The sequence below is a fragment of the Klebsiella aerogenes genome, from assembly GCA_029027985.1.
GTDB classification, from domain to species: Bacteria; Pseudomonadota; Gammaproteobacteria; order Enterobacterales; family Enterobacteriaceae; genus Klebsiella; species Klebsiella aerogenes_A.
The window spans coordinates 1,252,505-1,277,966 of record CP119076.1; the positions used below are offsets into that span (position 1 = coordinate 1,252,505).

Consider the following 25,462-nt stretch of genomic DNA (forward strand, 5'->3'; position numbering starts at 1 on the left):
ACGTATACTGAGGAACTAAAAGATGTCTGCCTCACCATTAACACTGCCGCAAGGCAAAAGTGTCACACCGAAGCAGTTTATTAGTCGTCATATTAATGAGATTGGCCTGTTGGTGGTCATCGCTATTTTATATTTGGTGTTTTCATTTAACGCGCCGGGATTTATTTCGTTAAATAACCAAATGAACGTGCTCCGTGATGCTGCAACGATTGGGATTGCCGCATGGGCTATGACACTTATTATTATTTCCGGTGAGATCGATGTTAGCGTTGGGCCAATGGTGGCGTTTATCTCTGTTTGCCTGGCTTTTCTTCTACAGTTTCATGTGCCGCTTAGCGTAGCTTGCCTGCTGGTTCTACTATTAGGCGCTGCGTTGGGTACGCTTGCCGGCGTGTTACGGGGGATATTCAATGTTCCCAGTTTTGTTGCCACATTAGGTTTATGGAGCGCATTACGCGGTATGGGGCTGTTTATGACCAATGCGCTTCCGGTACCCATCGATGAAAATGAGGTATTGGACTGGCTCGGTGGCCAACTTTTTGGCATTCCCGTATCGGCATTAATTATGCTGGTTCTCTTCATCATTTTTGTCTTTATCAGTCGCAAGACCGCATTTGGTCGTTCTGTCTTTGCCACTGGCGGCAATGCGACAGCGGCCCAGCTATGCGGAATTAATGTCAAGCGAGTGCGTATTTTGATTTTTACGCTTTCTGGTCTGCTGGCTGCGATCACCGGGATTCTTTTGGCGGCAAGGCTTGGTTCGGGTAATGCGGGGGCAGCGAACGGTCTGGAATTTGATGTTATTGCTGCGGTGGTCGTAGGAGGCACTGCGCTGTCGGGGGGCCGTGGTTCGTTGTTTGGTACTTTATTAGGTGTATTGGTTATTACTCTTATTGGCAATGGGTTAGTGCTGTTGGGCATCAACTCTTTCTTCCAGCAGGTTGTTCGCGGATTAATTATTGTTGTAGCAGTGCTGGCTAATATATTGCTAACCCAACGCAACAATAAACTCAAACATTAATGTTCATTAATTTGTCTAGAGGGAATTATGAAAACAATGTTGGCTGCTTTTTTACCAGGGAATTCCACCGTTGAGCTTAGAGAGGTTCCTGTGCCAACCCCTGGGATTAATCAAGTTCTGATTAAAATGAAATCATCAGGAATTTGCGGTAGTGACGTACATTATATATATCATCAGCATCGTGGTACTGCTGCCGCACCGGACAAACCTCTGTACCAGGGTTTTATTAACGGCCATGAACCTTGTGGACAAATCGTTGAAACGGGGATGGGGTGCCGACACTTTAAAGCGGGTGACCGGGTCCTGGTTTATCATATTTCCGGTTGTGGGTTTTGTTCCAATTGTCGCCGTGGTTTCCCTATCTCCTGTACTGGAGAAGGCAAAGCCGCCTATGGCTGGCAGCGCGATGGCGGTCATGCAGAATATTTATTGGCGGAAGAAAAAGATCTGATTCATCTCCCCGATGCCCTGAGCTATGAAGATGGCGCGTTTATTAGCTGCGGTGTCGGGACCGCGTATGAAGGTATTTTACGTGGCGAAGTATCCGGCAGCGACAACGTTCTGGTCGTTGGCTTAGGCCCTGTCGGCATGATGGCCATGATGTTGGCGAAAGGGCGCGGTGCGAAACGTGTGATAGGCGTCGATATGCTGCCGGAACGTCTGGCGACGGCAAAGCAGTTGGGGGTGATGGATAACGGATTCCTGGCAACAACGGAGAACCTTCCGGCGCTGATTGCCGAACTGACGCGCGGCGGCGCGGATGTGGCGCTCGATTGTTCTGGTAATGCGTCTGGTCGTCTGTTGGCGCTGCAGTCTACTGCGGATTGGGGGCGGGTAGTCTATATCGGTGAAACCGGGAAAGTTGAATTTGAAGTGAGCGCGGATCTGATGCATCACCAGCGGCGTATTATTGGTTCCTGGGTGACCAGCTTGTTCCATATGGAAAAATGCGCCCGCGATCTGACCGACTGGAAGCTGTGGCCGCATAGCGCCATTACGCATCGTTTTTCTCTTGAGCAGGCGGGGGAAGCCTATGCGCTGATGGCGAGCGGTAAATGCGGAAAAGTGGTGATTAACTTTCCGGATTAGGGGGGCAGATGACTCTTTATATGTTGGAAAATGGAGAGCTGCGGCTTCAGGTTGCGGAGCAGGGCGGCGCGATTGAGGGGCTATGGTGGCTATGTCAGGGGAAAGCGATCCCAGTGCTGCGCCCGGGGTTGCAAAGCGAGATAGCGGTAGAATCGTCTTGTTTCCCGCTCGTGCCATTCGGTAACCGGGTCAGTGGGAATCGGTTTTGCTCACCTGCAGGAGAGCATCAGCTGCAGCCCAACGTTGAGTGGGACAGCCATTATCTTCACGGCGATGGCTGGCTGAACCTCTGGCGCTGCGTTGAGCAATCTCCGACGCAGATTAAATTAGAATATGTCCAGCGAAGTGGTGTTTATCTCTATACCGCGCAGCAGATTTTTACCCTGAACGAGAGCTGGCTTGAGGTCGAACTGGTTGTCACTAATGATGGGGATTTGTTGCCATTCGGTCTGGGCTGGCACCCCTATTTCCCGTTGTCTCCGGGAACCCGCGTGCAGGCGCATACCACCGGCTATTGGCTCGAGAAAGAGCACTGGCTAACTGGAGAGCACCAGGACAGCTTGCCGACGGAGCTGGATTTCAATCAACCCGCTCCGTTGCCTGCTCATTGGGTGAATAATGGCTTTTCCGGCTGGGACGGTGCTGTGGTCATCCAGCAACCCGATCTGGGGTATCAGCTTTCTATGGTCACCGACCCGCCTGCGCCTTGTTATTTCGTTTTTGTTTCCGACCCGGCCTTTGATAAGGGTTATGCTTTTGATTTCTTCTGTTTTGAGCCAATGAGCCATGCCCCTGACGACCACCATCGCCCGGGCTTTGGCCAGTTGACGATGTTGCCATGCGGCGAAAGCATGCGGCAAAAAATGACACTGAAGATTCATTCTCGTTAAGCGCCGGACCTGCCCGGAAACGGGCAGGAAACTCCACCTTGCAGCTTTTATCGTTTCTCGCCAGACTATCGCTTCCGTTCAGGAGGGAATCATGGTCTTGCACTCCACGCGCTGGCTGGCGCTTAGCTATTTCACCTACTTTTTTAGTTACGGCATTTTTCTACCATTCTGGAGCGTTTGGCTGGCAGGCGTCGGCCTGACGCCGGAAACTATCGGCGTACTACTCGGCGCCGGACTGGTGGCGCGTTTTCTCGGCAGTCTGCTGATCGCGCCGCGAGTCAGCGATCCTTCCCGTCTGATTAGCGCGCTGCGTATCCTGGCATTGCTTACGCTGCTCTTCGCTCTCGCCTTCTGGGTCGGAGGGCCGGTGGCGTGGCTGATGGTGATTATTGTCGGCTTTAACCTCTTTTTCTCGCCGCTGGTGCCGTTAACCGACGCGCTGGCCAATACCTGGCAAAAACAGATAACGATGGACTATGGTCGGGTGCGTCTGTGGGGATCGATTGCCTTTGTCATCGGTTCGGCGTTGACCGGTAAGCTGGTTAGCCTGTTTGATTACCGGGCGATCTTGCTGATGCTCAGCCTTGGCATCGCCTCGATGCTGCTGGGGATGTTACTGAAACCCTCGGTGATGCCGCAGGGCGAAAGCCGCCATCAGGAGGCGGCCGGATTGCCGGCGTGGCTGACTCTGGTGCGGCAAAGTTGGCGCTTCCTTGCCTGCGTCAGTTTATTGCAAGGGGCGCATGCCGCCTACTATGGCTTTAGCGCGCTGTACTGGCAGCAGGCCGGTTATTCGGCCTCTGCCGTCGGCTATTTGTGGTCGCTCGGCGTTGTCGCCGAAGTGGTGATTTTCGCGCTAAGTAAAAAGGTTTTCCGCCGCTTTAGCGCCCGCGATTTGCTACTGCTCTCCGCGGTATGCGGTGTCGCGCGCTGGGCTATCATGGGCTGGACCACTGACCTGCCGTGGCTGCTCGTCGCGCAGATCCTGCACTGCGGAACCTTCACCGTCTGCCATCTGGCGGCCATGCGCTATATCGCCGCCCGACAGGGAAGCGAAGTCATCCGTCTGCAGGCCGTCTACTCGGCGGTAGCGATGGGCGGCAGTATTGCGGTGATGACGGTGTTTGCCGGATTCCTCTACCAGCATCTGCATCAGGGAGTCTTCTGGGTGATGGCTCTGGTGGCGCTACCGGCGTTGATCGTTCGACCGAAGGCGGTAAGCGCCTAGCGCTCAAGCATTTTACAGATTTGCTGCCGCTGGTGATCGCTGAAACTCTCTTCAGCATGAAACAGCGGCGGCGAAAACAACGGTAGCGCGATGGTATAGGGGGTGACGACGAGAGTGACATCCTTCGGCGCGCCTTCTTTCTGAAACTGCGCCACGCTTAAATACTTAATGTTCAGCGGCAGCAACGTCAACTCCCGCAACTGCAGTTCCAGCGCCTGTTCCAGTTCGCTATTCTCGCGGGTCAACAGCACCACCTGTTTTTCATGCAAATCGTTTTTCTGCATCAGCCAGGCGCCGAAGATTACCGCAATTAAGCTGACTTCTTCCTGATTAAATTGAATATGATAGGCCGTTTCGAAATCGCGTAACGCGTTCTGAGTGGTGCGCATCAGGCGTGGATACAGACGACCGATCTCTTCCGGCAGGGCGTTGTCGATACCGATGGCGAAGACGCTGCGATTGAGCGCCTGCGAAAGATGGATATAGAGCTGATCGCTTAACCCCTGTTCATCGCTGAACGGATGGCCCGCCAGCGTCTGGAATCGGTGGATCAGCCCGGAAATCGCCAGATGCAGACGTCTATCCTGCTGGTGGCCGTCGTGAATCGGATCCGGCGTTTTCAACAGCATAAACAGCAGCGTCAGGAACAGTTGTTCGCCAGCGTGGGGCGTTGCGCTGACCCGACGCTGCCAGTGGCGGACGATTTCGGCCGCGAGGTTAAATTCCGCCGCCGCTTGCGCCCAGTGGCGTTGCTGGTGAGTGAAATCCGGCGATTGGCCGAGATGATGCTGCAGCAGGCAGTATTGCAGATACAAACGCAGGAACTGCCCGTCCCGACAGTCAAACTGACGGTTCAACGCGCGCGCGCAGCGGTTCACCAACGCCTGAAGATTGGTATCATCATATAAGGTTCGGGCGATACCCTGCTGTTTAAGCTGCGTTTTTAACGCCGGGGTAAAATGGTGATGAACAAAATGCGGACACAGGCGCAGCCCGCGCCGTAAAGCGTGCAGCAAACACAGGCGTTGGTCGAGCGCGGCGCCTTCAATCCGATAGCTGCCGTCCATCTGCGACGCGAGGGTCAGTCGATGATAACGCTGAATTTCGCGTCCCGTCTCCGCGATATCCTGTTGGGCCGTCGCCTCATCCACCTGGTTGAGCCTGACCAGTTGTTGCGGCGTGACAGAGTGTCCCGGCAGATAGAACATCAGGAGCACCTGGCTACGGCGCTGTGGACTGGAAAGGGCAGATGGTGGTTCAATCACTGTCATCATCTGGTAAGTTCCAGTTAGGGGTTCTGTTAAGAATAGCCAAAGGATGAAGGGCGAGCAGGGCGGTCAGCAGTCTTTAGATCAGGATTGCTGGAGAAGTTCACAGAATTTTTCACGTGAGGAATAGATGAAGAGAGTGAAACAATGCGTCAGTACGGTATTTTTCATGGTTTTATCATTTTCTGCCGTAGCGCATCCGCATAGCTTCATCAGTCTGCACAGCGAAGTCGTGGTCAAAGACGGTCTGTTGACCGGTTTTAAAATGCGCTGGACGATGGACGAAATCACCTCATCGGATCTGCTCTATGACGCCGGGAATGCCAAACCGGGCAGCGAAGTCTGGAAAAAGCTGGCGGCGGAGGTCATGGCCAACGTGCTTGGACAGCATTATTTCAGCGAGCTATGGCACAACGGTCAGCGGGTTAAATTTGCTAACCGACCGGATGGCTATGGCCTTGCGCGTAGCGGGATGCAGGCGGTGCTGACCTTTACATTGCCGCTGGCGACGCCGCAGCCGATCGCCGGACAGACCTTCACGCTCTCTACCTTCGACCCGACTTACTACGTTGATATGTTTTATGACCAGGATAGCGATTTTTCGTTGCCTGCCGACGTGCGGAGCTCCTGTAAGGCAGCGGTGATGACGCCGAAACCAAACGATAAAATGCTGTCTTACGCGCAATCGCTTGATAAAGCGGATGCGCCGCCGGAAGAGATGGATCTGGGCAACTATTTCGCCCAGAAGGTGACGCTGACATGTCAGTAGTCTTTACGCCGCGCGCGCGGGCCTCGCGCTGGAAACCGCTATGGCCGCTGGCGCTATTTCTGGCTCTGGCCGCCATTGGCGGTCTTTGGCTGTGGCTGGCCTGGCCGCAAGTGCTGCTGCAGAGCGCGGTATGGCAGCGCTCGCTGAATCTTGAACTCAGCGCTCTGCTGCAGGCGGTGGCCGACAACCCGTCGGCGGCAGGATTATCGCTGCTCGGATTCAGTTTCGTCTACGGTGTCCTGCACGCTCTGGGCCCCGGTCACGGTAAAATCATCATAACCACCTGGCTTGCCACTCACCCATCGAAGTTGAAATCGAGTATCGGTCTGACGTTGGCGGCATCGCTGCTGCAGGGGCTGGTGGCGATCGTGTTGGTCGTGGTGGTATTGACGTTGCTGCAGCTTCCGGCGCGGCAACTGCATCTCAGTAGCTTCTGGCTGGAAAAGGGCAGTTATCTGCTGGTTGGCGTGTTGGGGCTTTTGCTGTGCGGGCGGGCGTTGAAAAAACTGCGTGTGTTGCTGCGACGGCCGACCTTTACTGCTTTTACGCCGCAGCATGTGCATGATGAACACTGCGGCTGTGGCCATCAGCATCTTCCGGCGCCGGACCAGCTGCAAAGTGGCGACGACTGGCGCGCCAGGTTGGCCATTGTTCTGTCGATGGGGATGCGGCCCTGTTCCGGCGCGATTATGGTGCTGCTGTTCAGTAAGGTGATCGGCGTATTCAGCTGGGGTATGGCGGCGGCGCTGGCGATGGCCGCAGGCACTTCTCTGACCATCAGCGGGCTGGCGCTGCTGGTGCATGGATTCCGTCAGTTGGCGATCCGGCTCAGTCGGCACCAGGCGCCGGCGCTGTGGAAGCAGGTCGGCTGGGCGACGTTGGCGCTGGCCGGCGGCGTGGTGCTGCTGGCGGCCGCTATTGTGATGTGGAGTAGCGCGGTACCGCCGGGCGGCGGTTTGCGTCCGTTTTAAAGGGATAAAAAAAGGAAGCCGAGGCTTCCTTTTTTGCATCCAGCGAGAAATTAACGCTTCAGCGCTTCGCTCAGCTGCTCACGCATGTTCGCCAGCATTGCTTTGACGACGCGCGGGTTACCGGCAACGAGGTTGCCTGTCATCATATAGTTATGACCGCCGGTGAAGTCGCAAACGATAGCGCCTGCTTCACGCGCGATCAGCTCGCCTGCGGCGAAATCCCACGGCTTCAGGCCGATTTCAAAGTAACCGTCAACGCGGCCAGCGGCAACGTAGGCCAGATCCAGCGCGGCGGAACCGGTGCGGCGGAAGTCAGCGCACTCGGTGAACATGTTGCCGAGGATATTCATATAAGCGGTAGCGTGCTGCTTCGCTTTGAACGGGAAACCGGTGGCGATGATGGTGCCGTCGAGGTCGCGAGCGTTGCTGCCGCGCAGACGGTAGCCGTTCAGCTGCGCGCCCTGGCCGCGGGTGGCGGTGAACAGTTCGTTACGCATCGGATCGTAAACCACAGCCACTTCAGTACGGCCTTTAATGCGTACGGCGATGGAAACGGAGAAGTGCGGCAGACGTTTGACGAAGTTGGTGGTGCCATCCAGTGGATCGATAACCCATTGAACATCCTGATCTTCACCAGCGTGTTCACCGCTTTCTTCGGTGATAATGGTGTGCTGTGGGTAAGACTTGCGAATGGTTTCGATAATAATCGCTTCAGCGGCTTTATCGACGTTAGTCACAAAGTCATTGCTGCCTTTCTGGCTGGTTTCTACGGAATCTGGGGTTTCGTAGTGCTTGGCAATTAAATTACCCGCCTTGCGCGCTGCGCGCACGGCAATGTTCAGCATCGGATGCATCGGTATCTCTCACTGGATGTTAAAGAACGGGAAAAAACGGCGCATATAGTAACAGCGAATTCTGCTTATGTCTCCGTTTTATGTTAGCATGCACGAATAATCTTTAGCCGAAGAACCCTAATGCTGCAAAATATTCGAATCGTACTGGTAGAAACCTCACACACCGGCAATATGGGCTCTGTCGCCCGCGCGATGAAAACCATGGGTTTGACCAACCTGTGGCTGGTCAACCCGTTGGTCAAACCGGATTCCCAGGCCATCGCGCTGGCCGCTGGCGCCAGCGATGTGATTGGCAACGCGCAGATCGTCGATACGCTTGATGAAGCGCTGGCGGGCTGTAGCCTGGTGGTCGGCACCAGCGCGCGCTCCCGTACATTGCCGTGGCCGATGCTGGATCCGCGCGAATGCGGTCTGAAAAGCGTCGCCGAAGGCCAGCATGCGCCGGTCGCCTTGGTATTTGGCCGCGAGCGCGTTGGCCTGACCAACGACGAGTTGCAGAAGTGCCATTATCACGTGGCGATCGCCGCCAACCCGGAATACAGCTCGCTGAACCTGGCGATGGCGGTGCAGGTTATCTCCTATGAAGTGCGAATGGCCTGGCTGGCGACTCAGGAGCAGGAACAACCGGCGGTTGAACATGAAGAGACGCCGTACCCGCTGGTGGATGATTTAGAACGCTTCTATGGCCACCTTGAGCAGACGCTGCTGGCGACCGGCTTTATCCGTCCGAACCATCCGGGGCAGGTGATGAACAAGCTGCGTCGTCTGTTCACCCGCGCCCGCCCGGAAAGCCAGGAGCTGAACATCCTGCGCGGGATGCTGGCGTCGATTGAGCAGAAAAACAAAGAGTAAGGCGCATGCCCGGCGGCGCTTCGCCTGGCCGGGCTACATCTCTGTTGTAGCCCGGGCGAGGCCTTCGGCCGACCCCGGGAGCGGCTCGAAATTAATAACGGCACGGAAAGCCAAATACCTGACTAAAACAGTCAAGTAAATAGTTGACCAATTTACTCGGGAATGTCAGACTTGGCCCTGCTATGCAATACCCATATTAATAAAAAGCCCGGGCAGGGGCGAGTTTGAGGTTAAGTAAGACATGAGACTGACATCTAAAGGGCGTTATGCCGTGACCGCGATGCTTGACGTTGCGCTCAACTCTGAAACGGGCCCGGTTCCGTTGGCAGATATTTCAGAGCGTCAGGGAATTTCGCTTTCCTATCTGGAACAGCTGTTCTCTCGCCTGCGTAAAAATGGACTGGTATCCAGCGTTCGTGGGCCAGGCGGCGGTTACCTGTTAGGTAAAGAAGCTGGCAGTATCGCCGTAGGCGAAGTGATCAGCGCCGTAGACGAATCCGTTGACGCCACCCGTTGTCAGGGTAAAGGCGGCTGCCAGGGTGGCGATAAGTGTCTGACTCACGCGCTGTGGCGCGACCTGAGCGAGCGTCTGACCAGTTTCCTGAACAACATCACGCTGGGTGAACTGGTGAATAACCAGGAAATCCTTGATGTGTCTGGTCGTCAGCACAATCATGAATCTCAGCGTACGACTCGTACTCAGGACGCCATTGACGTAAAACTGCGCGCCTAGAACGAGGCTTAGTTTCAGCTTGCGGCTTACGGGCTGCAAGATGAAACGGCAGGGTAGATAGCAATAATAAAAGATTTTCAGAATCAGGCCGGGATGTTGCGACATCTCGTGTACTCGGTCGTACATCAAGCCGGTTGCCTGATTCCTTGCATTGAGTGATGTACGGAGTTTAAGAGCAATGAAATTACCGATTTACCTCGATTACTCCGCAACTACGCCGGTGGACCCGCGTGTTGCCGAGAAAATGATGCAGTTCCTGACTCTGGACGGGACCTTTGGTAACCCGGCCTCACGTTCTCACCGTTTCGGTTGGCAGGCTGAAGAGGCGGTAGATATCGCCCGTAATCAGATTGCTGAGCTGGTTGGCGCTGATCCACGCGAAATCGTCTTTACCTCCGGCGCAACGGAATCCGACAACCTGGCGATTAAAGGTGCAGCCAACTTTTATCAGAAAAAAGGCAAGCACATCATCACCAGCAAAACCGAGCACAAAGCGGTTCTGGATACCTGCCGTCAGCTTGAGCGCGAAGGTTATGAAGTGACCTACCTCGCTCCGCAGCGCAACGGTATTATCGATCTCAAAGAGCTGGAAGCAGCGATGCGTGACGACACCATCCTGGTTTCCATCATGCACGTGAACAACGAAATCGGCGTGGTGCAGGATATCGCTACCATCGGCGAGATGTGCCGTGCCCGCGGTATCATTTACCACGTTGACGCCACTCAGAGCGTAGGCAAGCTGCCAATCGATCTGAGCCAGCTGAAAGTTGACCTGATGTCCTTCTCCGGGCACAAAATTTACGGACCAAAAGGTATCGGCGCGCTGTACGTACGCCGTAAGCCGCGTATCCGTATCGAAGCGCAGATGCACGGCGGCGGTCACGAGCGCGGCATGCGTTCCGGCACTCTGCCCGTCCACCAGATCGTCGGTATGGGTGAAGCTTACCGTATCGCGAAAGAAGAGATGGAAAGCGAAATGGCGCGTTTACGCGGCCTGCGCGACCGTCTGTGGAACGGCGTGAAAGATATGGAAGAAGTTTACCTGAACGGCGACCTCGAACAGGGCGCGCCGAACATTCTCAACGTCAGCTTCAACTATGTTGAAGGTGAGTCGCTGATTATGGCGCTGAAAGACCTGGCGGTTTCCTCCGGTTCAGCCTGTACTTCCGCGAGCCTTGAGCCGTCCTACGTGCTGCGTGCGTTAGGCATGACTGATGAACTGGCGCACAGTTCAATTCGTTTCTCTTTAGGTCGTTTCACTACCGAAGAAGAGATTGACTACACCATCAATCTGGTTCGTAACTCCATCGGCCGTCTGCGCGACCTTTCTCCGTTGTGGGAAATGTTCAAGCAGGGCGTGGATCTGAACAGCATTGAATGGTCACATCACTAATCGGTACCGATAAGGAGAATTCATCATGGCATACAGCGAAAAAGTCATCGATCATTACGAAAACCCGCGCAACGTCGGTTCCTTCGACAACAGCGACGACAGCGTTGGCAGCGGTATGGTTGGCGCGCCGGCTTGCGGCGACGTCATGAAGTTGCAGATTAAAGTCAACAATGAAGGTATCATTGAAGACGCGCGCTTCAAGACCTATGGTTGCGGTTCTGCTATCGCTTCCAGCTCCCTGGTCACTGAATGGGTGAAGGGGAAATCTCTGGACGAAGCTCAGGCTATCAAGAACACCGATATCGCCGACGAACTGGAACTGCCGCCGGTGAAAATTCACTGCTCCATCCTGGCGGAAGACGCGATTAAAGCCGCGATTGCGGATTACAAAAGCAAACGTGAAGCAAAATAATTAAGAGTTGAGGTTTGTTATGTCGATTACCTTAAGCGACAGTGCAGCAGCGCGAGTCAATTCCTTTCTGGCGAACCGCGGTAAAGGCTTTGGCCTGCGTCTGGGGGTAAGAACCTCCGGCTGTTCAGGCATGGCTTATGTACTGGAATTTGTTGACGAGCCGGCGGCAGAAGACACCGTGTTTGAAGACAAAGGCGTGAAAGTCGTGATCGACGGTAAGAGCCTGCAATTCCTCGACGGCACTCAACTGGACTTCGTTAAAGAAGGCCTGAACGAAGGGTTTAAGTTCACTAACCCGAACGTGAAAGACGAGTGCGGTTGCGGCGAAAGCTTCCACGTATAATCGGTAATCCCTAACCCCACCGTGGCCACGCCGCGCGTGGGGTTTCGTTTAGATGCTTGACCCTGAGGTTACTATGGACTATTTCACCCTCTTTGGGTTACCAGCCAGCTATACCCTCTCGCTTGAACAACTGGCTGTCCGGTATCAGGATCTGCAGCGCCAGTACCATCCGGATAAATTTGCCAGCGCGCCTGCTGCGGAACAGCTGGTTGCGGTCCAGCACTCCGCCACCATTAACCAGGCATGGCAGACTTTGCGCCACCCGCTGACTCGTGCGGAGTACCTCCTGTCGCTGCACGGTTTCGACCTTGCCAGCGAGCAGCATACCGTGCGTGATACCGCGTTCCTGATGGAACAGCTGGAGCTTCGCGAAGAGCTCGATGAAATCGGCCAGGCGAAAGACGAAGCGCGGCTGGAAGCCTTTATCAAACGGGTAAAAGCGCTGTTTGATACCCGCCACCAGCTGATGGTGGAACAATTGCATCACGAGAGCTGGGATGCGGCGGCAGATACTGTACGCAAGCTCCGTTTTCTCGATAAACTGCGCAGCAGTGCTGAAGAACTCGAAGAAAAACTGCTCGATTTTTAATTTTCGGAAGCAATTATGGCCCTATTACAAATTAGTGAGCCTGGTCTGAGCGCCGCGCCGCATCAGCGTCGTCTGGCGGCCGGTATTGACCTTGGCACCACCAATTCTCTGGTTGCTACCGTGCGTAGCGGCCAGGCCGAAACTCTGCCCGATCATCAAGGCCGCTACCTGCTGCCGTCGGTGGTGAACTACCACGCATCGGGTCTGACCGTCGGCTACGACGCACGGCAAAACGCCGCGCAGGATCCCGTCAATACCATCAGTTCCGTGAAGCGAATGATGGGGCGCTCTCTCGCCGATATTCAAAACCGTTACCCGCATTTGCCTTATCAGCTGCAGGCAAGCGAAAACGGCCTGCCGATGATCCAGACCGCAGGCGGTCTGCTGAATCCGATTCGCGTGTCCGCCGATATCCTCAAAGCGCTTGCCGCCCGGGCGACCGAAGCGCTGGCTGGCGAGCTCGACGGCGTCGTGATTACCGTTCCCGCCTATTTCGATGACGCCCAGCGTCAGGGGACCAAAGACGCGGCGCGTCTGGCGGGCCTGCATGTCCTGCGCTTGCTCAATGAACCGACCGCCGCGGCGATCGCCTATGGCCTTGATTCCGGTCAGGAAGGCGTGATTGCCGTCTACGATCTCGGCGGCGGCACCTTTGATATCTCCATTCTGCGCTTAAGCCGCGGGGTGTTTGAAGTGCTGGCTACCGGTGGTGATTCCGCGCTTGGCGGCGATGATTTCGACCATCTGCTGGCGGACTACCTGCGTGAACAGGCGGGTTTCAGCGATCGCAGCGACAACCGCCTGCAACGTGAGCTGTTGGACGCCGCCATCGCGGCGAAAATCGCGCTTAGCGATGCCGACGTGGCGCATGTCGCGGTCGGCGGCTGGCAGGGCGATATTACCCGTAACCAGTTTAATGACCTGATTGCCTCGCTGGTAAAACGGACGTTGATGGCCTGTCGTCGCGCGCTGAAAGACGCGGGCGTTGAGGCGCAAGAGGTGCTGGAAGTGGTCATGGTTGGCGGTTCGACCCGTGTGCCGCTGGTGCGTGAGCGCGTCGGCGAGTTCTTTGGTCGTACTCCGCTGACGGCGATCGACCCGGATAAAGTCGTCGCCATCGGTGCGGCGATTCAGGCGGACATTCTGGTCGGCAATAAGCCGGACAGCGAACTGCTGTTGCTCGACGTTATCCCGCTGTCGTTAGGGCTGGAAACCATGGGTGGTCTGGTAGAGAAAGTGATCCCGCGGAATACCACCATTCCGGTGGCCCGCGCGCAGGATTTCACCACCTTCAAAGATGGCCAGACGGCGATGTCTATCCATGTGATGCAGGGCGAGCGCGAGCTGGTGCAGGATTGCCGCTCCCTGGCGCGTTTTGCGCTGCGCGGGATCCCGGCGCTGCCGGCGGGTGGGGCGCATATCCGCGTTACCTTCCAGGTGGATGCCGACGGTCTGCTGAGCGTCACGGCGATGGAAAAATCGACCGGCGTGGAAGCGTCTATTCAGGTGAAACCGTCCTACGGTCTGAGCGATGGCGAAATCGCCAACATGATTAAAGATTCGATGAGCTACGCCGAACAGGATATTCAGGCGCGTATGCTGGCTGAGCAGAAAGTGGAAGCCGCACGCGTACTTGAGAGCCTGGAAAGCGCGCTGGCCGCCGACGCCGCGCTGTTAAGCGCCGTGGAGCGTCAGGCTATCGATGCCGCCGCGGAGCAAGTACGCGCCGCAGCGGTAGGCGAAGATGCCGACGCGATTAAAGAAGCGATTAAAAATATCGACACACAAACCCAGGAATTCGCCGCACGCCGTATGGACCAGTCGGTCCGTGTCGCGCTGAAAGGCCAATCCGTGGACGAGGTTTAAAATGCCAAAAATTGTTTTTCTGCCCCACCAGGACCTGTGTCCGGATGGCGTAGTTGTGGAAGCTGAGCGCGGTGAAACCATTCTGGATGCTGCGCTGCGTAGCGGTATCGAGATTGAACACGCCTGTGAAAAATCCTGTGCCTGCACGACCTGTCACTGCATCGTACGTGAAGGTTTTGACTCGCTGGCGGAAAGTAGCGAAGATGAAGACGATATGCTGGATAAAGCCTGGGGGCTGGAACCTGACAGCCGTTTGAGCTGCCAGGCGCGCGTCACCGACGAAGATCTGGTCATTGAGATCCCGCGTTACACCATCAACCACGCACGCGAGCACTAATATGGCACTGAAATGGACCGACAGCCGTGAAATCGGCGAAGCATTGTATGATGCTTACCCGGATCTCGACCCGAAAACCGTTCGCTTTACTGACATGCATCAGTGGATTTGCGATCTGGAGGAGTTCGATGACGACCCAAACGCATCCAATGAAAAAATTCTGGAGGCGATTCTGCTAGTCTGGTTAGACGAAGCCGAATAATTTTCGCGTTAAGCGAAAAAATTTTAACGGGCTGCCATAGGGTGGCCCGTTTGCTAATAAGGATAAAGATAATGACCGAAGCCATGAAGATTACGCTCTCTACTCAGCCTGCCGACGCGCGTTGGGGAGAAAAAGCGACCTGGAGTATGAATAACGACGGCGTCGCCCTGCATCTCAACGGTAAAGACGACCTGGGACTGATCCAGCGCGCGGCGCGTAAAATTGACGGAATGGGTATCAAGCACGTCGCGTTAAGCGGCGAGGGCTGGAATACCGATCGCGCATGGGCGTTCTGGTCCGGCTATAAAGGGCCGAAGGGCCAGCGTCAGGTCGAATGGCCGACCCTGGACGACGCGCAGCGCAGCGAACTGGATAACCGCCTGACGATTATCGATTGGGTGCGCGACACTATCAACGCGCCAGCGGAAGAGCTGGGGCCGGAACAGCTGGCGCAGCGCGCTGTCGACCTGCTGTGCGGCGTGGCCTGCGACCAGGTCACTTATCGCATCACCAAAGGCGAAGATCTGCGCGAGCAGAATTATCTCGGTCTGCACACCGTTGGCCGCGGCTCCGAGCGCCCGCCGGTTCTGCTGGCGCTGGACTACAACCCGACCGGCGATAAAGAAGCGCCGGTCTACGCCTGCCTGGTCGGCAAAGGTATCACCTTTGACTCCGGCGGCTACAGCATCAAGCAAAGCGCCTTTATGGATTCGATGAAATCCGATATGGGCGGCGCAGCCACCGTCACCGGCGCGCTGGCTTTCGCCATTACCCGCGGCCTGAATAAGCGCGTGAAGCTGTACCTGTGCTGCGCGGACAACCTGATTAGCGGCAACGCCTTCAAGCTTGGCGATATCATTCATTACCGTAACGGCAAAACCGTTGAGATCATGAACACCGACGCCGAAGGCCGTCTGGTGTTGGCGGATGGCCTGATTGATGCGTCGGCGCAGAAGCCGGAGCTGATCATCGATGCCGCCACCCTGACCGGCGCGGCGAAAACCGCGTTGGGCAACGATTACCACGCGCTGTTCAGCTTTGACGATGGTCTGGCGAATCGCCTGCTGGCGAGCGCGCAGGCGGAAAACGAAGCCTTCTGGCGCCTACCGCTGGCCGAGTTCCACCGCAACCAGCTGCCGTCTAATTTTGCTGAGTTGAACAACACCGGCAGCGCGGCTTATCCGGCTGGCGCCAGCACCGCAGCGGGCTTCTTGTCCCACTTCGTGGAAAATTACCATCAGGGTTGGCTGCATATTGACTGCTCCGCAACCTACCGTAAAGCGGCGGTGGAACAGTGGTCTGCGGGGGCGACGGGCCTTGGCGTGCGTACCATTGCCAACCTGCTTACCGCTGAGTAATGGTCTTGCCGGGTAGCGCTGCGCTTACCCGGCTTACAATATTCGTAAGCCCGTGCAGGCGTGGCGCCGCCGGGCGATGTTGAAGTAGCGAAACTATGTCTGATACTAAAAACGAATTAGAAACTTTGCTGGAGAAGGCGGCGACGGAGCCTGCTCATCGCCCGGCATTTTTCAGCGCGCTGCTTGAGGCTACCGTTTGGGTGCCGGGCGCGGCGGCGGATGGCGAGCAGATTGTCGAAGATAGCGCTCTCGATCTACAGCATTGGGAAAAAGATGACGGTACCTCCGTTATTCCTTTCTTCACCTCGCTGGACGCGCTGCAGCAGGCGGTTGAAGATGAGCAGGCTTTCGTGGTGATGCCCGCGCGCACGCTGATGGCGATGACGCTCGGCGAATCGCTGTTCCTCAATGCCCGGCTGCCGACCGGCAAGGAATTTACGCCGCGTGAAATCAGCCATCTGTTAGGGGAAGAAGGCAGCCCGCTTAGCACTCAGACGGTGCTGGAAGGCGGTGAAGCGCTGTTGCTGTCTGAAGTCGCCGAACCGCCGGCGCAGATGGTGGATTCCCTGACCACGCTGTTCAAAACGCTGAAGACGGTGAAGCGCGCGTTTCTGTGCTCCATTAAAGAGAGCGCTGATGCGCCGGCCAACCTGCTGATCGGTATTGAAGCGGAAGGGGATATTGAAGCGATTATCCACTCGACCGGCAGCGTGGCGACGGATACGTTGCCCGGCGATGAACCTATCGATATTTGCCAGGTCGTGGAAGGCGAGAAGGGCATCAGCCACTTTATGCTTGCCCACATCACGCCGTTTTATGAAAAACGCTGGGGCAGCTTCCTGCGTGATTTCAAGCAGAATCGCATTATTTAAAGACTTCCCGGGTAGGGCGTAACCACTACCCGGGCATGTTCATGGCTACTGCGCCGGCTCGATCGGCAAATCTGTCCGCGCGCCCCATTCACTCCATGAACCATCGTACAGGCAGACGCCGTTCACGCCGAGCGTCGTCAGCGCCAACACCACGACCGCCGCCGTGACGCCGGAACCGCAGCTGGCGATAATCGGCCGTTCAAAATCAACACCCTGGCGAATAAAAATATCGTTCATCTCATCGACGGTTTTCAGCTCGCCGTTAATCACCAGATCGGTCCACGGCACGTTAAGCGCGCCGGGGATATGCCCGCGACGTAAGCCCGGACGCGGTTCATCGGCCAGGCCATTAAAACGCGCCGCCGGGCGAGCATCAACGATCTGCGCCGATCCTTCGTGGCTGACCAGCAGTACGTCGGTTAAACGCTTGATCACCTCAGGATCGAAATTGACGTCGAATTCGCCTTCCGCCAGTTGGGGTTCGCCTTGCTCCAGCGGCAGTTCGTCACGGCGCCAGCCTTCAAGGCCGCCTGCGACAATCGACACATTTTCGACGCCAAAGGTCCGCAACATCCACCAGGCGCGCGGCGCCGAGAAGAGATTGCCTTCGTCATACACCACCAGGTGTTTATCGCTGCTGACGCCAAGTTCGCGCATCGCGACGGCGAAGGTTTCCGCCCGCGGCATCATGTGCGGCAGCGGACTGGTGTGGTCGGACAGCGCTTCGATATCAAAAAAAACCGCGCCGGGAATATGTCCGGCGCGATATTCGGCCGTCATATCGCGCAACGCTTCCTGGCCTGCTGGCGCCATACGCGCATCAATAATTTGAATCTGCGGGTCGTCAATATGTTCCGCCAGCCAGTCGGCAGCGACAAAGAATGAGGTGGACATGAGTGCCTCCGTTTTATTATCCATCAATGAATTGTCGGCGTTTTAACCCAGGCTGACAAGTTAAGGGCGCCGGAGTGGGGAGGCCGTCACGCTGTTTTCTGGTTCATCGGCCATTTCTATACTGGTAGCTGTTGGCAATCGTCGTCATAGCGCATAATAAAACGTTATGAATGACATCAGGCTCTGGGCCGAGGGGTTAGAAGGATGAAACCATTTCGTTTAGCGGCGCTATCGTTGGCGCTCCTTACCGCACTATCATTGACCGGCTGCGATAACAGCGGCGAACCGCAGGCCGTTTCGGCCGCAGATAAAGGCACCGCGGCAGCGGAAAAGCCGGATAGCGCACAGCTGGCGACGCTAAAAGAAAAAAGCCAGGGCAAAGCGCTGACGCTGCTTGACGCCTCCGAAGTGCAGCTCGACGGCGCGGCGACGCTGGTGCTTACGTTCTCTATTCCGCTGAAGCCGGATCAGGATTTTTCCCACAGCGTACATCTGGTCGACAAGAAAAGCGGCAAGGTGGATGGCGCGTGGGAGCTGGCGCCGAACCTGAAAGAGCTGCGCCTGCGCCATCTTGAGCCAAAGCGCGAGCTGATTGTCTCTGTGGATCCGACGCTGACGGCGCTAAACGAGGCGACTTTCGGCAGCCATTTTGAAAAAACGATCGCCACCCGCGATATTGCCCCAAGCGTGGGTTTCGCCAGCCGCGGCTCGCTGCTGCCGGGCAACGTCGTCGCCGGGCTGCCGGTGATGGCCCTCAACGTCGATAATGTTGACGTCAATTTCTTCCGTATTAAGCCGGAATCACTCTCTGCCTTCGTTAGCCAGTGGGAATACCGTAACTCATTAAGCAACTGGGAATCTGACGAACTGCTGAAAATGGCTGAGCTGGTTTATACCGGGCGTTTCGATCTGAATCCGGCGCGTAATACGCGTGAAAAGCTGCTGCTGCCGCTGAGCGACATTAAACCGCTCCAGCAGCCGGGTGTGTATGTGGCGGTGATGAACCCGGCAGGCCGCTACAGCTACAGCAATGCGGCGACGCTGTTTACCCTCAGCGACATCGGCGTCTCGGCGCACCGCTACCACAATCGGCTGGACGTTTTCACCCAGAGTCTGGAAAACGGCGCCGCGCAGTCGGGGATTGAGGTTCAACTGCTCAACGCCAAAGGGCAGACCCTGGCGCAAGCGAACAGCGATAGCCAGGGTCATGTCACCCTGCAAACCGATAAAGACGCGGCGCTGCTGCTGGCGCGCAAAGACGGGCAAACTACGCTGCTCGACCTCAAGCTGCCGGCGTTGGATCTGGCGGAATTCTCTATCGCCGGCGCGCCGGGCTATAGCAAACAGTTCTTTATGTTCGGTCCGCGCGATCTGTATCGTCCTGGCGAAACGGTGATCCTTAACGCGCTGTTGCGTGACGGCGACGGTAAGCCGCTGGCGGAACAGCCGGTGAAGCTGGAAGTGGTGCAGCCGGATGGTCAGGTGATTCGTTCGCTGATGAGCAAGCCGGTCAACGGCCTGTATCAGTTTACTTACCCGCTCGATAGCGGCGCGGCGACGGGTATGTGGCATATCCGCGCCAGCACCGGCGACAACCAGCCGCGTGAGTGGGATTTCCACGTCGAAGATTTTATGCCGGAACGCATGGCGCTGAACCTGACGCCGCAGGCTGCGCCGATTGCGCCGAATGCCGATGTGACTTTTGGCGTCAGCGGCGTCTATCTTTACGGCGCGCCGGCCAGCGGCAACCAGCTACAGGGCAAATTGTTCCTGCGCCCGCTGCGTGATGCCGTCGCCGCGCTGCCGGGCTTCCAGTTTGGCGATATCGCTGAAGAGAATCTCTCCCGTAGCCTCGATGAAGTCCAGATGACGCTGGATGAAAAAGGTCACGCTGAAGTCACGGCCGCCAGTCAGTGGCAGGATAGCCATTCGCCGCTGCAGGTGGTGCTGCAGGCCAGCCTACTGGAGTCCGGCGGTCGCCCGGTCACCCGTACCGTACAGCAGCCGATCTGGCCTGCCGATGCGCTGCCGGGGATCCGTCCGCAATTTACGTTGAAGGATGTTTACGACTACCGCACCGATACCACGGTAAAACAGCCAGTGGTCGATGAAAACAGCAACGCCGCCTTTGACATCGTTTATGCCGATGCCAAAGGCGAGAAAAAAGCGGTTTCCGGCCTGCAGGTGCGGCTGATCCGCGAGCGCCGCGATTACTACTGGAACTGGTCCGATAGCGAAGGCTGGCAGTCGCAGTTCGATCAAAAAGATCTGCCGGAGGGCGAGGCGTCGCTGGACCTGCAGGCCGGGCAGATCGGCAAAGTCAGCTTCCCGGTGGAATGGGGTTCGTATCGTCTGGAGGTGAAAGGTCCGGACGATGTGGTCAGTAGCGTGCGATTCTGGGCGGGCTATAGCTGGCAGGATAACAGTGAAGGCACCGGCGCGGCGCGTCCGGACCGGGTGACCATGAAGCTGGATAAGCCGAACTATAAACCGGGCGATACTATCAAGCTGCACATCGCCGCCCCGGCGGCGGGTAAAGGCTATGCGATGGTGGAATCGAGCGAAGGGCCGCTATGGTGGCAGGAGATCGATGTCCCGGCCGACGGCATGGATCTGTCGATTCCGGTCGATAAAGCCTGGAATCGCCACGACCTTTATCTCAGCACCCTGGTGATCCGCCCGGGTGATAAATCGCGCTCGGCGACGCCGAAACGCGCGGTCGGTCTACTGCATCTACCGTTGGGCGATGAAAATCGCCGCCTGACGTTGGCGCTGGAAGCGCCGGAAAAAATGCGCCCGAACCAACCGCTGACGGTGAAGGTGAAGGTGAAAGCCAGCGTCAAAGAGGGTGAGGCGCCGAAACAGGTCAACGTCTTGCTCTCCGCGGTGGATAGCGGGGTGTTGAACATTACCGATTACGCCACGCCGGATCCGTGGAACGCTTTCTTTGGTCAGAAGCGCTACGGCGCGGATATCTATGATATCTACGGCCAGGTGATTGAAGGGCAGGGGCGTTTAGCCAACCTGCGCTTCGGCGGCGACGGCGATGAGCTAAAACGTGGTGGGAAACCGCCGGTCAATCACCTGACGATTATTGCCCAGCAGGCGCAGCCGGTGGTGCTTAACGATCAGGGCGAGGGGACTGTCACTTTGCCGATCGGTGATTTTAACGGTGAACTGCGGGTGATGGCGCAGGCCTGGACGGCAGACGACTTCGGCAGCAGCGAAGATAAAGTGGTGGTGGCCGCGCCGGTTATCGCGGAATTGAATACCCCGCGCTTCCTTGCCAGCGGCGATGCTACACGGCTGGCGTTGGATCTCAGCAACCTGACGGATAAACCGCAAACCCTGCAGGTTAACCTTGCCGCCAGCGGGTTGCTGAAGCTGACCGATGGTCAATTGCCGCCGGTGCAGCTGGCGCCCGGCGCGCGTAGTACGCTATTCGTGCCGGTTAGCGCGTTAGCGGGCTTTGGCGATGGTCAGGTGAGCGCGACCATTAGCGGCCTGAGCTTACCGGGCGAAACCTTCGCGCCGCTGCAAAAGCAGTGGAAAATTGGCGTACGTCCGGCATTCCCGGCACAGACCATCAACAGCGGCGCGGTGCTGCAGCCGGGAGAAAGCTGGCAGGCGCCAGCGGCGCAAAGCCAGGGCTTCGCGCCGGAAACGCTGCAGGGCCAACTGGTGTTCAGCGGCAAACCGCCGTTGAATCTGGCCCGCTATATCCGCGATCTGAAAGCCTATCCTTACGGCTGCCTTGAGCAGACCGCCAGTGGTCTGTTCCCGTCGCTGTACACCAACGCGGCGCAGCTAAAAGCGTTGGGCATCAGCGGCGATAGCGATGAAAAACGTCGTGCGGCGGTTGATGTCGGTATCTCGCGTCTGTTGCAGATGCAGCTGGAAAACGGCGGTTTTGCGCTGTGGGACAAAGAAGGTCCGGAAGAATACTGGTTGACTGCCTACGCCATGGATTTCCTTGTCCGCGCGGGCGAGCAGGGCTATAGCGTGCCGGTTAACGCCATCAACAAGGGGAACGAGCGTCTGCTGCGCTATCTGCAGGAGCCGGGCTTGATGACCGTGCGCTACAGCGATGATGCGCAGGCCAGCCGTTTTGCCGCTCAGGCTTATGCCGCGCTGGTGCTGGCGCGTCAGCAAAAAGCGCCGCTTGGCGCGCTGCGTGAAATCTGGGGTCGTCACGATCAGGCGCGTTCCGGCCTGCCGCTGCTACAGCTCGGTATTGCGCTGAAAACCATGGGGGACGCGCCGCGCGGCGATGAGGCCATGAAGCTGGCGGTCGCGACGCCGCGTAAAGATGAGAACCGCTGGTTGGGCGATTACGGCAGCGCGCTACGCGATGACGCGTTGAAACTGGCGCTGCTGGAAGAGAACAAGCTGTTGCCGGATGTGCAAAATCAGCTGTTGAGCAGTTTGTCGGAAGAGGCTTACGGCCAGCGCTGGCTGTCGACTCAGGAAACCAACGCGCTGTTCCTGGCCGGGCGCACGCTCGCGGATCTGCCGGGCAACTGGCAGGCGCAAACGTCGCTGCAGGCGGAACCGCTTTCCGGCGATAAAGCGCAAACCCGCAATCTTAACGGCGATCGGCTGGCGGCGTTGCAGGTGAGCAACACTGGTAACCAGCCGCTGTGGCTGCGTCTGGACAGCAGCGGTTACCCACAAAGCGCGCCGCAGCCAGGCGGCAACGTGCTGGGTATTGAACGAACGATTTTCGATACCCAGGGCCAGCAGAAGTCGCTTGCGGCGTTGCGCAGCGGGGAATTGGTGCTGGTGAAGCTGGAAGTGACCGCCAAACGTAATGTCCCTGATGCGCTGGTGGTGGATCTGCTGCCGGCTGGGCTGGAGCTGGAAAACCAAAATCTGGCCGCCAGCAGCGCCAGTCTGCAGGAAAACGGCGAAGCGGTACAAAACTTGTTGAATCAGATGCAGCAGGCGGATATTCAGCATATTGAGTTCCGCGACGACCGTTTTGTCGCCGCCGTCGCCATCAATGAGGGCCAGCCGGTGACGCTGGTCTATCTGGCGCGCGCGGTGACGCCGGGTACCTATCAGGTACCGCAGCCGCAAGTCGAATCGATGTATGTGCCGCAGTGGCGGGCAACAGGAGCGGCCAGCGGCCCGCTGACCGTGACGCCATAAATGCGGCTATTGAGTCGGATAAAACGCCGCTGGCGCTGGCTGGCGGCGTTTATTTTTCTGCTGTGGCTGGCGGTGCTGACGGCCGATCGTCTGTGGCCGTTGCCGCTGCATGAGGTCACGCCCGCCCGCGTAGTGGTAGCGGAAGACGGTACGCCGCTGTGGCGCTTTGCCGATGCGCAGGGCGTCTGGCGTTACCCGGTGACCATCGCCGACGTCTCGCCGCGCTATCTGCAGGCGCTTATCCAGTATGAAGACCGCTGGTTCTGGAAGCATCCAGGGGTCAACCCTTTCGCCGTAATGCGCGCCGCGTGGCAGGATCTCACTTCCGGGCGGGTCATCTCTGGCGGCAGCACTCTCACCATGCAGGTAGCGCGTCTGCTCGATCCGCATCCGAAAACCTTCGGCGGCAAGCTGCGCCAGCTGTGGCGGGCGTTGCAACTGGAGTGGCATCTGTCAAAAAGCGATATTCTCACGCTGTATCTGAATCGCGCGCCGTTTGGCGGCACTTTACAGGGGATCGGCGCGGCCAGTTGGGCCTATCTCGGTAAACCGCCCGCACAGCTCAGCTATGGCGAAGCGGCGCTGCTGGCGGTGCTGCCGCAGGCGCCCAGCCGCTTACGCCCGGACCGCTGGCCGCAGCGGGCGCAGGCCGCGCGCGATAAGGTGCTGGAGCGCATGCTCAGCCAGGGCGTCTGGCCGCAGCGAGCGGTGAAAGAAGCCATTGAAGAACCGGTGTGGCTGTTTCCGCGCCAGATGCCGCAGCTGGCGCCGCTCTTCGCGCGCCGCGCGTTGGCGACTGGCCGCGGCGAAAAGGTGGTGACGACCCTGGACGCCGGGCTTCAGCGCCAGCTCGAAGATCTGGCGCTGAACTGGAAATCGCGCCTGCCGCCGCGCAGCTCGCTGGCGATAGTCGTCGTCGATCATACGGATATGAAAGTTCGCGGCTGGGTGGGGTCGGCGGATATTAACGACGATAGCCGCTTTGGCCATATTGATATGGTCTCGGTGGTCCGCTCGCCGGGATCGGTGCTGAAACCGTTTGTTTACGCCATGGCGATGGATGAAGGGCTGATTCATCCGGCTTCGTTATTACAGGATGTTCCGCGCCGTTTTAGCGACTACCGACCCGGTAATTTTGATAGCGGTTTTCATGGCCCGGTGAGCGCCAGCGAAGCGCTGGTACGCTCGCTGAATCTTCCGGCGGTGCAGGTGCTTGAAGCCTATGGGCCAAAACGCTTTGCGGCTAATTTACATAATGCCGGGCTGCCGCTGATGTTGCCTGCCGGCGCGGAGCCTAATCTGTCATTGATCCTCGGCGGCGCAGGGGCGCGGCTGAAGGATATTGTCGCGGCGTATAGCGCTTTTGCCCGTCACGGTAAGGCCGCGCGGCTGCGTATTAAACCCGACGATCCGCTGGTGGAAAGGGCGCTGATGTCGCCTGGGGCGGCGTGGATCACCCGGCGCATTCTTGCTGGCGAGGCGCAGCCGTTGCCTGACGCGTCGTTGCCGCAAACGGTGCCGTTGGCGTGGAAAACCGGCACCAGCTATGGCTATCGCGATGCGTGGGCGGTGGGTCTCAACGCGCGTTATCTGATTGGCATCTGGACCGGGCGACCAGACGGCACGCCGGTGGTGGGGCAGTTTGGTTTCGCCAGCGCCGTACCGTTGCTGAATCAGGTCAACAATATGCTGCTGGCGCGCCCGGCAATGAGCCGCGGCGGGTTACCGGTCGACCCGCGCCCTGAGACGGTCAGCCGTGGAAGCATCTGCTGGCCCGGCGGACAGGATCTGCCGGTTGGTGATAGCAACTGCCGCCGACGTTTAGCCACCTGGCTACTGGAAGAGAGCCAGCCGCCGACCTTGCTGCTGCCGGGGCAGGAGGGCGTGCGCGGGATCCGCTTCCCGCTATGGCGTAATGAACAAGGCGAGCGGGTGGCAGCGGATTGCCCCGGCGCGACGGAAGCGCATGTCGATGTCTGGCCGCTGCCGCTAGAGCCATGGCTACCGGCCAGCGAACGGCGTCGCGCGCGTCTGGGACCGGCATCGAAGGCGTGTCCGCCGCTGCAAACTCAGGATGCCGCGCCGCTGGTGCTGTCTGGCATCCGTGAAGGCGCGGTGATTAAACGTCTGCCGGGCGAGGCGCGGGTGATGTTGCCGCTGCAAACGACCGGCGGGGAGGGACGCCGCTGGTGGTTTATTAACGGCGAACCCTTAGACGCGGACAGCGCGAGGACAACCCTTACGCTGGAGAAACCTGGCGAGTGGCAGCTGGTGGTGATGGATGAAACAGGGCAAACGGCGGCGGCGAATTTCACCCTACAGTAACGGGGTGAATCTATTGTTGGCGGTTTGTGTTGCTAATACTCATCT

22 protein-coding genes are annotated in these 25,462 nt (G+C 57.7%); 19 read left to right on the forward strand and 3 right to left on the reverse strand.

The window, feature by feature from the left end; genetic code table 11:
- The first annotated feature begins 22 nt into the window (after positions 1-22).
- The 4 genes from PYR66_06040 to PYR66_06055 all read left to right on the forward strand — a co-directional run bounded on the left by PYR66_06040 (position 23) and on the right by PYR66_06055 (position 4,228).
- Positions 23-1,021 carry an ABC transporter permease gene (locus PYR66_06040; protein WEF29274.1) on the forward strand — a complete coding sequence of 333 codons (999 nt, stop codon included), beginning with the start codon at positions 23-25 and terminating at the stop codon, positions 1,019-1,021.
- Positions 1,022-1,048: 27 nt separating this feature from the next.
- Entirely contained in the window at positions 1,049-2,110 is a 1,062-nt protein-coding gene (locus tag PYR66_06045; protein ID WEF29275.1) for a zinc-binding dehydrogenase, read from the forward strand.
- An 8-nt stretch (positions 2,111-2,118) separates the two neighbouring features.
- Positions 2,119-3,000, forward strand: a complete 882-nt coding sequence (locus PYR66_06050) for an aldose 1-epimerase (protein WEF29276.1) — start codon at positions 2,119-2,121, stop codon at positions 2,998-3,000.
- Positions 3,001-3,091: 91 nt separating this feature from the next.
- Positions 3,092-4,228, forward strand: coding sequence for a 3-phenylpropionate MFS transporter (locus PYR66_06055; protein ID WEF29277.1), 1,137 nt, complete (start codon positions 3,092-3,094; stop codon positions 4,226-4,228).
- Here the strand turns inward: PYR66_06055 and csiE are convergent.
- Positions 4,225-5,502, reverse strand: a complete 1,278-nt coding sequence (csiE, locus tag PYR66_06060; GenBank protein ID WEF29278.1) for a stationary phase inducible protein CsiE — start codon at positions 5,500-5,502, stop codon at positions 4,225-4,227. The genes PYR66_06055 and csiE overlap by 4 nt on opposite strands.
- A gap of 124 nt (positions 5,503-5,626) precedes the next feature.
- On the opposite strand from csiE, the gene PYR66_06065 reads away from it, so the two are divergent.
- Positions 5,627-6,265 carry a DUF1007 family protein gene (locus PYR66_06065; protein ID WEF29279.1) on the forward strand — a complete coding sequence of 213 codons (639 nt, stop codon included), beginning with the start codon at positions 5,627-5,629 and terminating at the stop codon, positions 6,263-6,265.
- On the forward strand, positions 6,256-7,236 hold the full coding sequence (locus PYR66_06070; GenBank protein WEF29280.1) for a nickel/cobalt transporter: 981 nt from the start codon (positions 6,256-6,258) through the stop codon (positions 7,234-7,236). The genes PYR66_06065 and PYR66_06070 overlap by 10 nt, the downstream gene beginning before the upstream one ends.
- A 50-nt stretch (positions 7,237-7,286) precedes the next feature.
- Here the strand turns inward: PYR66_06070 and suhB are convergent, their stop codons facing one another.
- Complete coding sequence (suhB, locus tag PYR66_06075; protein ID WEF29281.1) at positions 7,287-8,090, reverse strand: inositol-1-monophosphatase; 804 nt, start codon at positions 8,088-8,090, stop codon at positions 7,287-7,289.
- 120 nt (positions 8,091-8,210) lie between these two features.
- On the opposite strand from suhB, the gene trmJ reads away from it, so the two are divergent.
- The 11 genes from trmJ to sseB all read left to right on the forward strand — a co-directional run bounded on the left by trmJ (position 8,211) and on the right by sseB (position 17,047).
- A complete protein-coding gene (trmJ, locus tag PYR66_06080; GenBank protein WEF29282.1) occupies positions 8,211-8,942 on the forward strand; it encodes a tRNA (cytosine(32)/uridine(32)-2'-O)-methyltransferase TrmJ in 732 nt (243 codons plus the stop codon).
- Between the two features lie 241 nt (positions 8,943-9,183).
- Complete coding sequence (gene iscR / locus PYR66_06085; protein WEF29283.1) at positions 9,184-9,675, forward strand: Fe-S cluster assembly transcriptional regulator IscR; 492 nt, start codon at positions 9,184-9,186, stop codon at positions 9,673-9,675.
- Between the two features lie 178 nt (positions 9,676-9,853).
- The gene (gene iscS, locus PYR66_06090) at positions 9,854-11,068 is read left to right on the forward strand and encodes a cysteine desulfurase (GenBank protein WEF29284.1); all 1,215 of its coding nucleotides are present in this window, start codon (positions 9,854-9,856) and stop codon (positions 11,066-11,068) included.
- Between the two features lie 25 nt (positions 11,069-11,093).
- Entirely contained in the window at positions 11,094-11,480 is a 387-nt protein-coding gene (iscU, locus tag PYR66_06095; protein ID WEF29285.1) for a Fe-S cluster assembly scaffold IscU, read from the forward strand.
- Between the two features lie 19 nt (positions 11,481-11,499).
- Positions 11,500-11,823: an iron-sulfur cluster assembly protein IscA gene (gene iscA, locus PYR66_06100; protein ID WEF29286.1), complete on the forward strand. Its 324-nt coding sequence runs from the start codon at positions 11,500-11,502 to the stop codon at positions 11,821-11,823.
- A 73-nt stretch (positions 11,824-11,896) separates the two neighbouring features.
- Positions 11,897-12,412 carry a co-chaperone HscB gene (hscB, locus tag PYR66_06105; protein ID WEF29287.1) on the forward strand — a complete coding sequence of 172 codons (516 nt, stop codon included), beginning with the start codon at positions 11,897-11,899 and terminating at the stop codon, positions 12,410-12,412.
- Positions 12,413-12,427: 15 nt separating this feature from the next.
- Complete coding sequence (gene hscA / locus PYR66_06110; GenBank protein WEF29288.1) at positions 12,428-14,278, forward strand: Fe-S protein assembly chaperone HscA; 1,851 nt, start codon at positions 12,428-12,430, stop codon at positions 14,276-14,278.
- 1 nt (position 14,279) lies between these two features.
- Positions 14,280-14,615 (forward strand): ISC system 2Fe-2S type ferredoxin, encoded by a 336-nt coding sequence (gene fdx, locus PYR66_06115; protein WEF29289.1) that lies wholly within the window; start codon positions 14,280-14,282, stop codon positions 14,613-14,615.
- A 1-nt stretch (position 14,616) separates the two neighbouring features.
- Positions 14,617-14,817 (forward strand): Fe-S cluster assembly protein IscX, encoded by a 201-nt coding sequence (gene iscX, locus PYR66_06120; protein WEF29290.1) that lies wholly within the window; start codon positions 14,617-14,619, stop codon positions 14,815-14,817.
- 71 nt (positions 14,818-14,888) lie between these two features.
- Complete coding sequence (gene pepB, locus PYR66_06125; GenBank protein ID WEF29291.1) at positions 14,889-16,175, forward strand: aminopeptidase PepB; 1,287 nt, start codon at positions 14,889-14,891, stop codon at positions 16,173-16,175.
- A gap of 95 nt (positions 16,176-16,270) precedes the next feature.
- On the forward strand, positions 16,271-17,047 hold the full coding sequence (gene sseB / locus PYR66_06130; GenBank protein ID WEF29292.1) for an enhanced serine sensitivity protein SseB: 777 nt from the start codon (positions 16,271-16,273) through the stop codon (positions 17,045-17,047).
- Positions 17,048-17,092: 45 nt separating this feature from the next.
- Here the strand turns inward: sseB and sseA are convergent, their stop codons facing one another.
- Entirely contained in the window at positions 17,093-17,941 is an 849-nt protein-coding gene (gene sseA, locus PYR66_06135) for a 3-mercaptopyruvate sulfurtransferase (GenBank protein WEF29293.1), read from the reverse strand.
- Positions 17,942-18,145: 204 nt separating this feature from the next.
- Between sseA and PYR66_06140 the strand changes: the two genes are divergently transcribed.
- Together PYR66_06140 and pbpC are read left to right on the forward strand one after the other, a co-directional pair.
- Positions 18,146-23,092 carry an alpha-2-macroglobulin gene (locus tag PYR66_06140; GenBank protein WEF29294.1) on the forward strand — a complete coding sequence of 1,649 codons (4,947 nt, stop codon included), beginning with the start codon at positions 18,146-18,148 and terminating at the stop codon, positions 23,090-23,092.
- The gene (pbpC, locus tag PYR66_06145; protein ID WEF29295.1) at positions 23,093-25,417 is read left to right on the forward strand and encodes a peptidoglycan glycosyltransferase PbpC; all 2,325 of its coding nucleotides are present in this window, start codon (positions 23,093-23,095) and stop codon (positions 25,415-25,417) included. It begins immediately after the preceding gene.
- Positions 25,418-25,462 lie beyond the last annotated feature (45 nt).

Bases quoted from the DNA above. Each gene is read 5' to 3' on its own strand.
- pbpC (WEF29295.1), top strand. From the start codon at position 23,093: ATGCGGCTATTGAGTCGGATAAAACGCCGCTGGCGCTGGCTGGCGGCG.
- csiE (WEF29278.1), bottom strand. From the start codon at position 5,502: ATGATGACAGTGATTGAACCACCATCTGCCCTTTCCAGTCCACAGCGC.
- iscS (WEF29284.1), top strand. From the start codon at position 9,854: ATGAAATTACCGATTTACCTCGATTACTCCGCAACTACGCCGGTGGAC.
- PYR66_06065 (WEF29279.1), top strand. From the start codon at position 5,627: ATGAAGAGAGTGAAACAATGCGTCAGTACGGTATTTTTCATGGTTTTA.
- fdx (WEF29289.1), top strand. From the start codon at position 14,280: ATGCCAAAAATTGTTTTTCTGCCCCACCAGGACCTGTGTCCGGATGGC.
- hscA (WEF29288.1), top strand. From the start codon at position 12,428: ATGGCCCTATTACAAATTAGTGAGCCTGGTCTGAGCGCCGCGCCGCAT.
- PYR66_06140 (WEF29294.1), top strand. From the start codon at position 18,146: ATGAAACCATTTCGTTTAGCGGCGCTATCGTTGGCGCTCCTTACCGCA.
- iscU (WEF29285.1), top strand. From the start codon at position 11,094: ATGGCATACAGCGAAAAAGTCATCGATCATTACGAAAACCCGCGCAAC.
- trmJ (WEF29282.1), top strand. From the start codon at position 8,211: ATGCTGCAAAATATTCGAATCGTACTGGTAGAAACCTCACACACCGGC.
- sseA (WEF29293.1), bottom strand. From the start codon at position 17,941: ATGTCCACCTCATTCTTTGTCGCTGCCGACTGGCTGGCGGAACATATT.
- PYR66_06055 (WEF29277.1), top strand. From the start codon at position 3,092: ATGGTCTTGCACTCCACGCGCTGGCTGGCGCTTAGCTATTTCACCTAC.
- iscA (WEF29286.1), top strand. From the start codon at position 11,500: ATGTCGATTACCTTAAGCGACAGTGCAGCAGCGCGAGTCAATTCCTTT.
- iscX (WEF29290.1), top strand. From the start codon at position 14,617: ATGGCACTGAAATGGACCGACAGCCGTGAAATCGGCGAAGCATTGTAT.
- PYR66_06050 (WEF29276.1), top strand. From the start codon at position 2,119: ATGACTCTTTATATGTTGGAAAATGGAGAGCTGCGGCTTCAGGTTGCG.
- iscR (WEF29283.1), top strand. From the start codon at position 9,184: ATGAGACTGACATCTAAAGGGCGTTATGCCGTGACCGCGATGCTTGAC.
- sseB (WEF29292.1), top strand. From the start codon at position 16,271: ATGTCTGATACTAAAAACGAATTAGAAACTTTGCTGGAGAAGGCGGCG.
- suhB (WEF29281.1), bottom strand. From the start codon at position 8,090: ATGCATCCGATGCTGAACATTGCCGTGCGCGCAGCGCGCAAGGCGGGT.
- hscB (WEF29287.1), top strand. From the start codon at position 11,897: ATGGACTATTTCACCCTCTTTGGGTTACCAGCCAGCTATACCCTCTCG.
- PYR66_06040 (WEF29274.1), top strand. From the start codon at position 23: ATGTCTGCCTCACCATTAACACTGCCGCAAGGCAAAAGTGTCACACCG.
- pepB (WEF29291.1), top strand. From the start codon at position 14,889: ATGACCGAAGCCATGAAGATTACGCTCTCTACTCAGCCTGCCGACGCG.
- PYR66_06045 (WEF29275.1), top strand. From the start codon at position 1,049: ATGAAAACAATGTTGGCTGCTTTTTTACCAGGGAATTCCACCGTTGAG.
- PYR66_06070 (WEF29280.1), top strand. From the start codon at position 6,256: ATGTCAGTAGTCTTTACGCCGCGCGCGCGGGCCTCGCGCTGGAAACCG.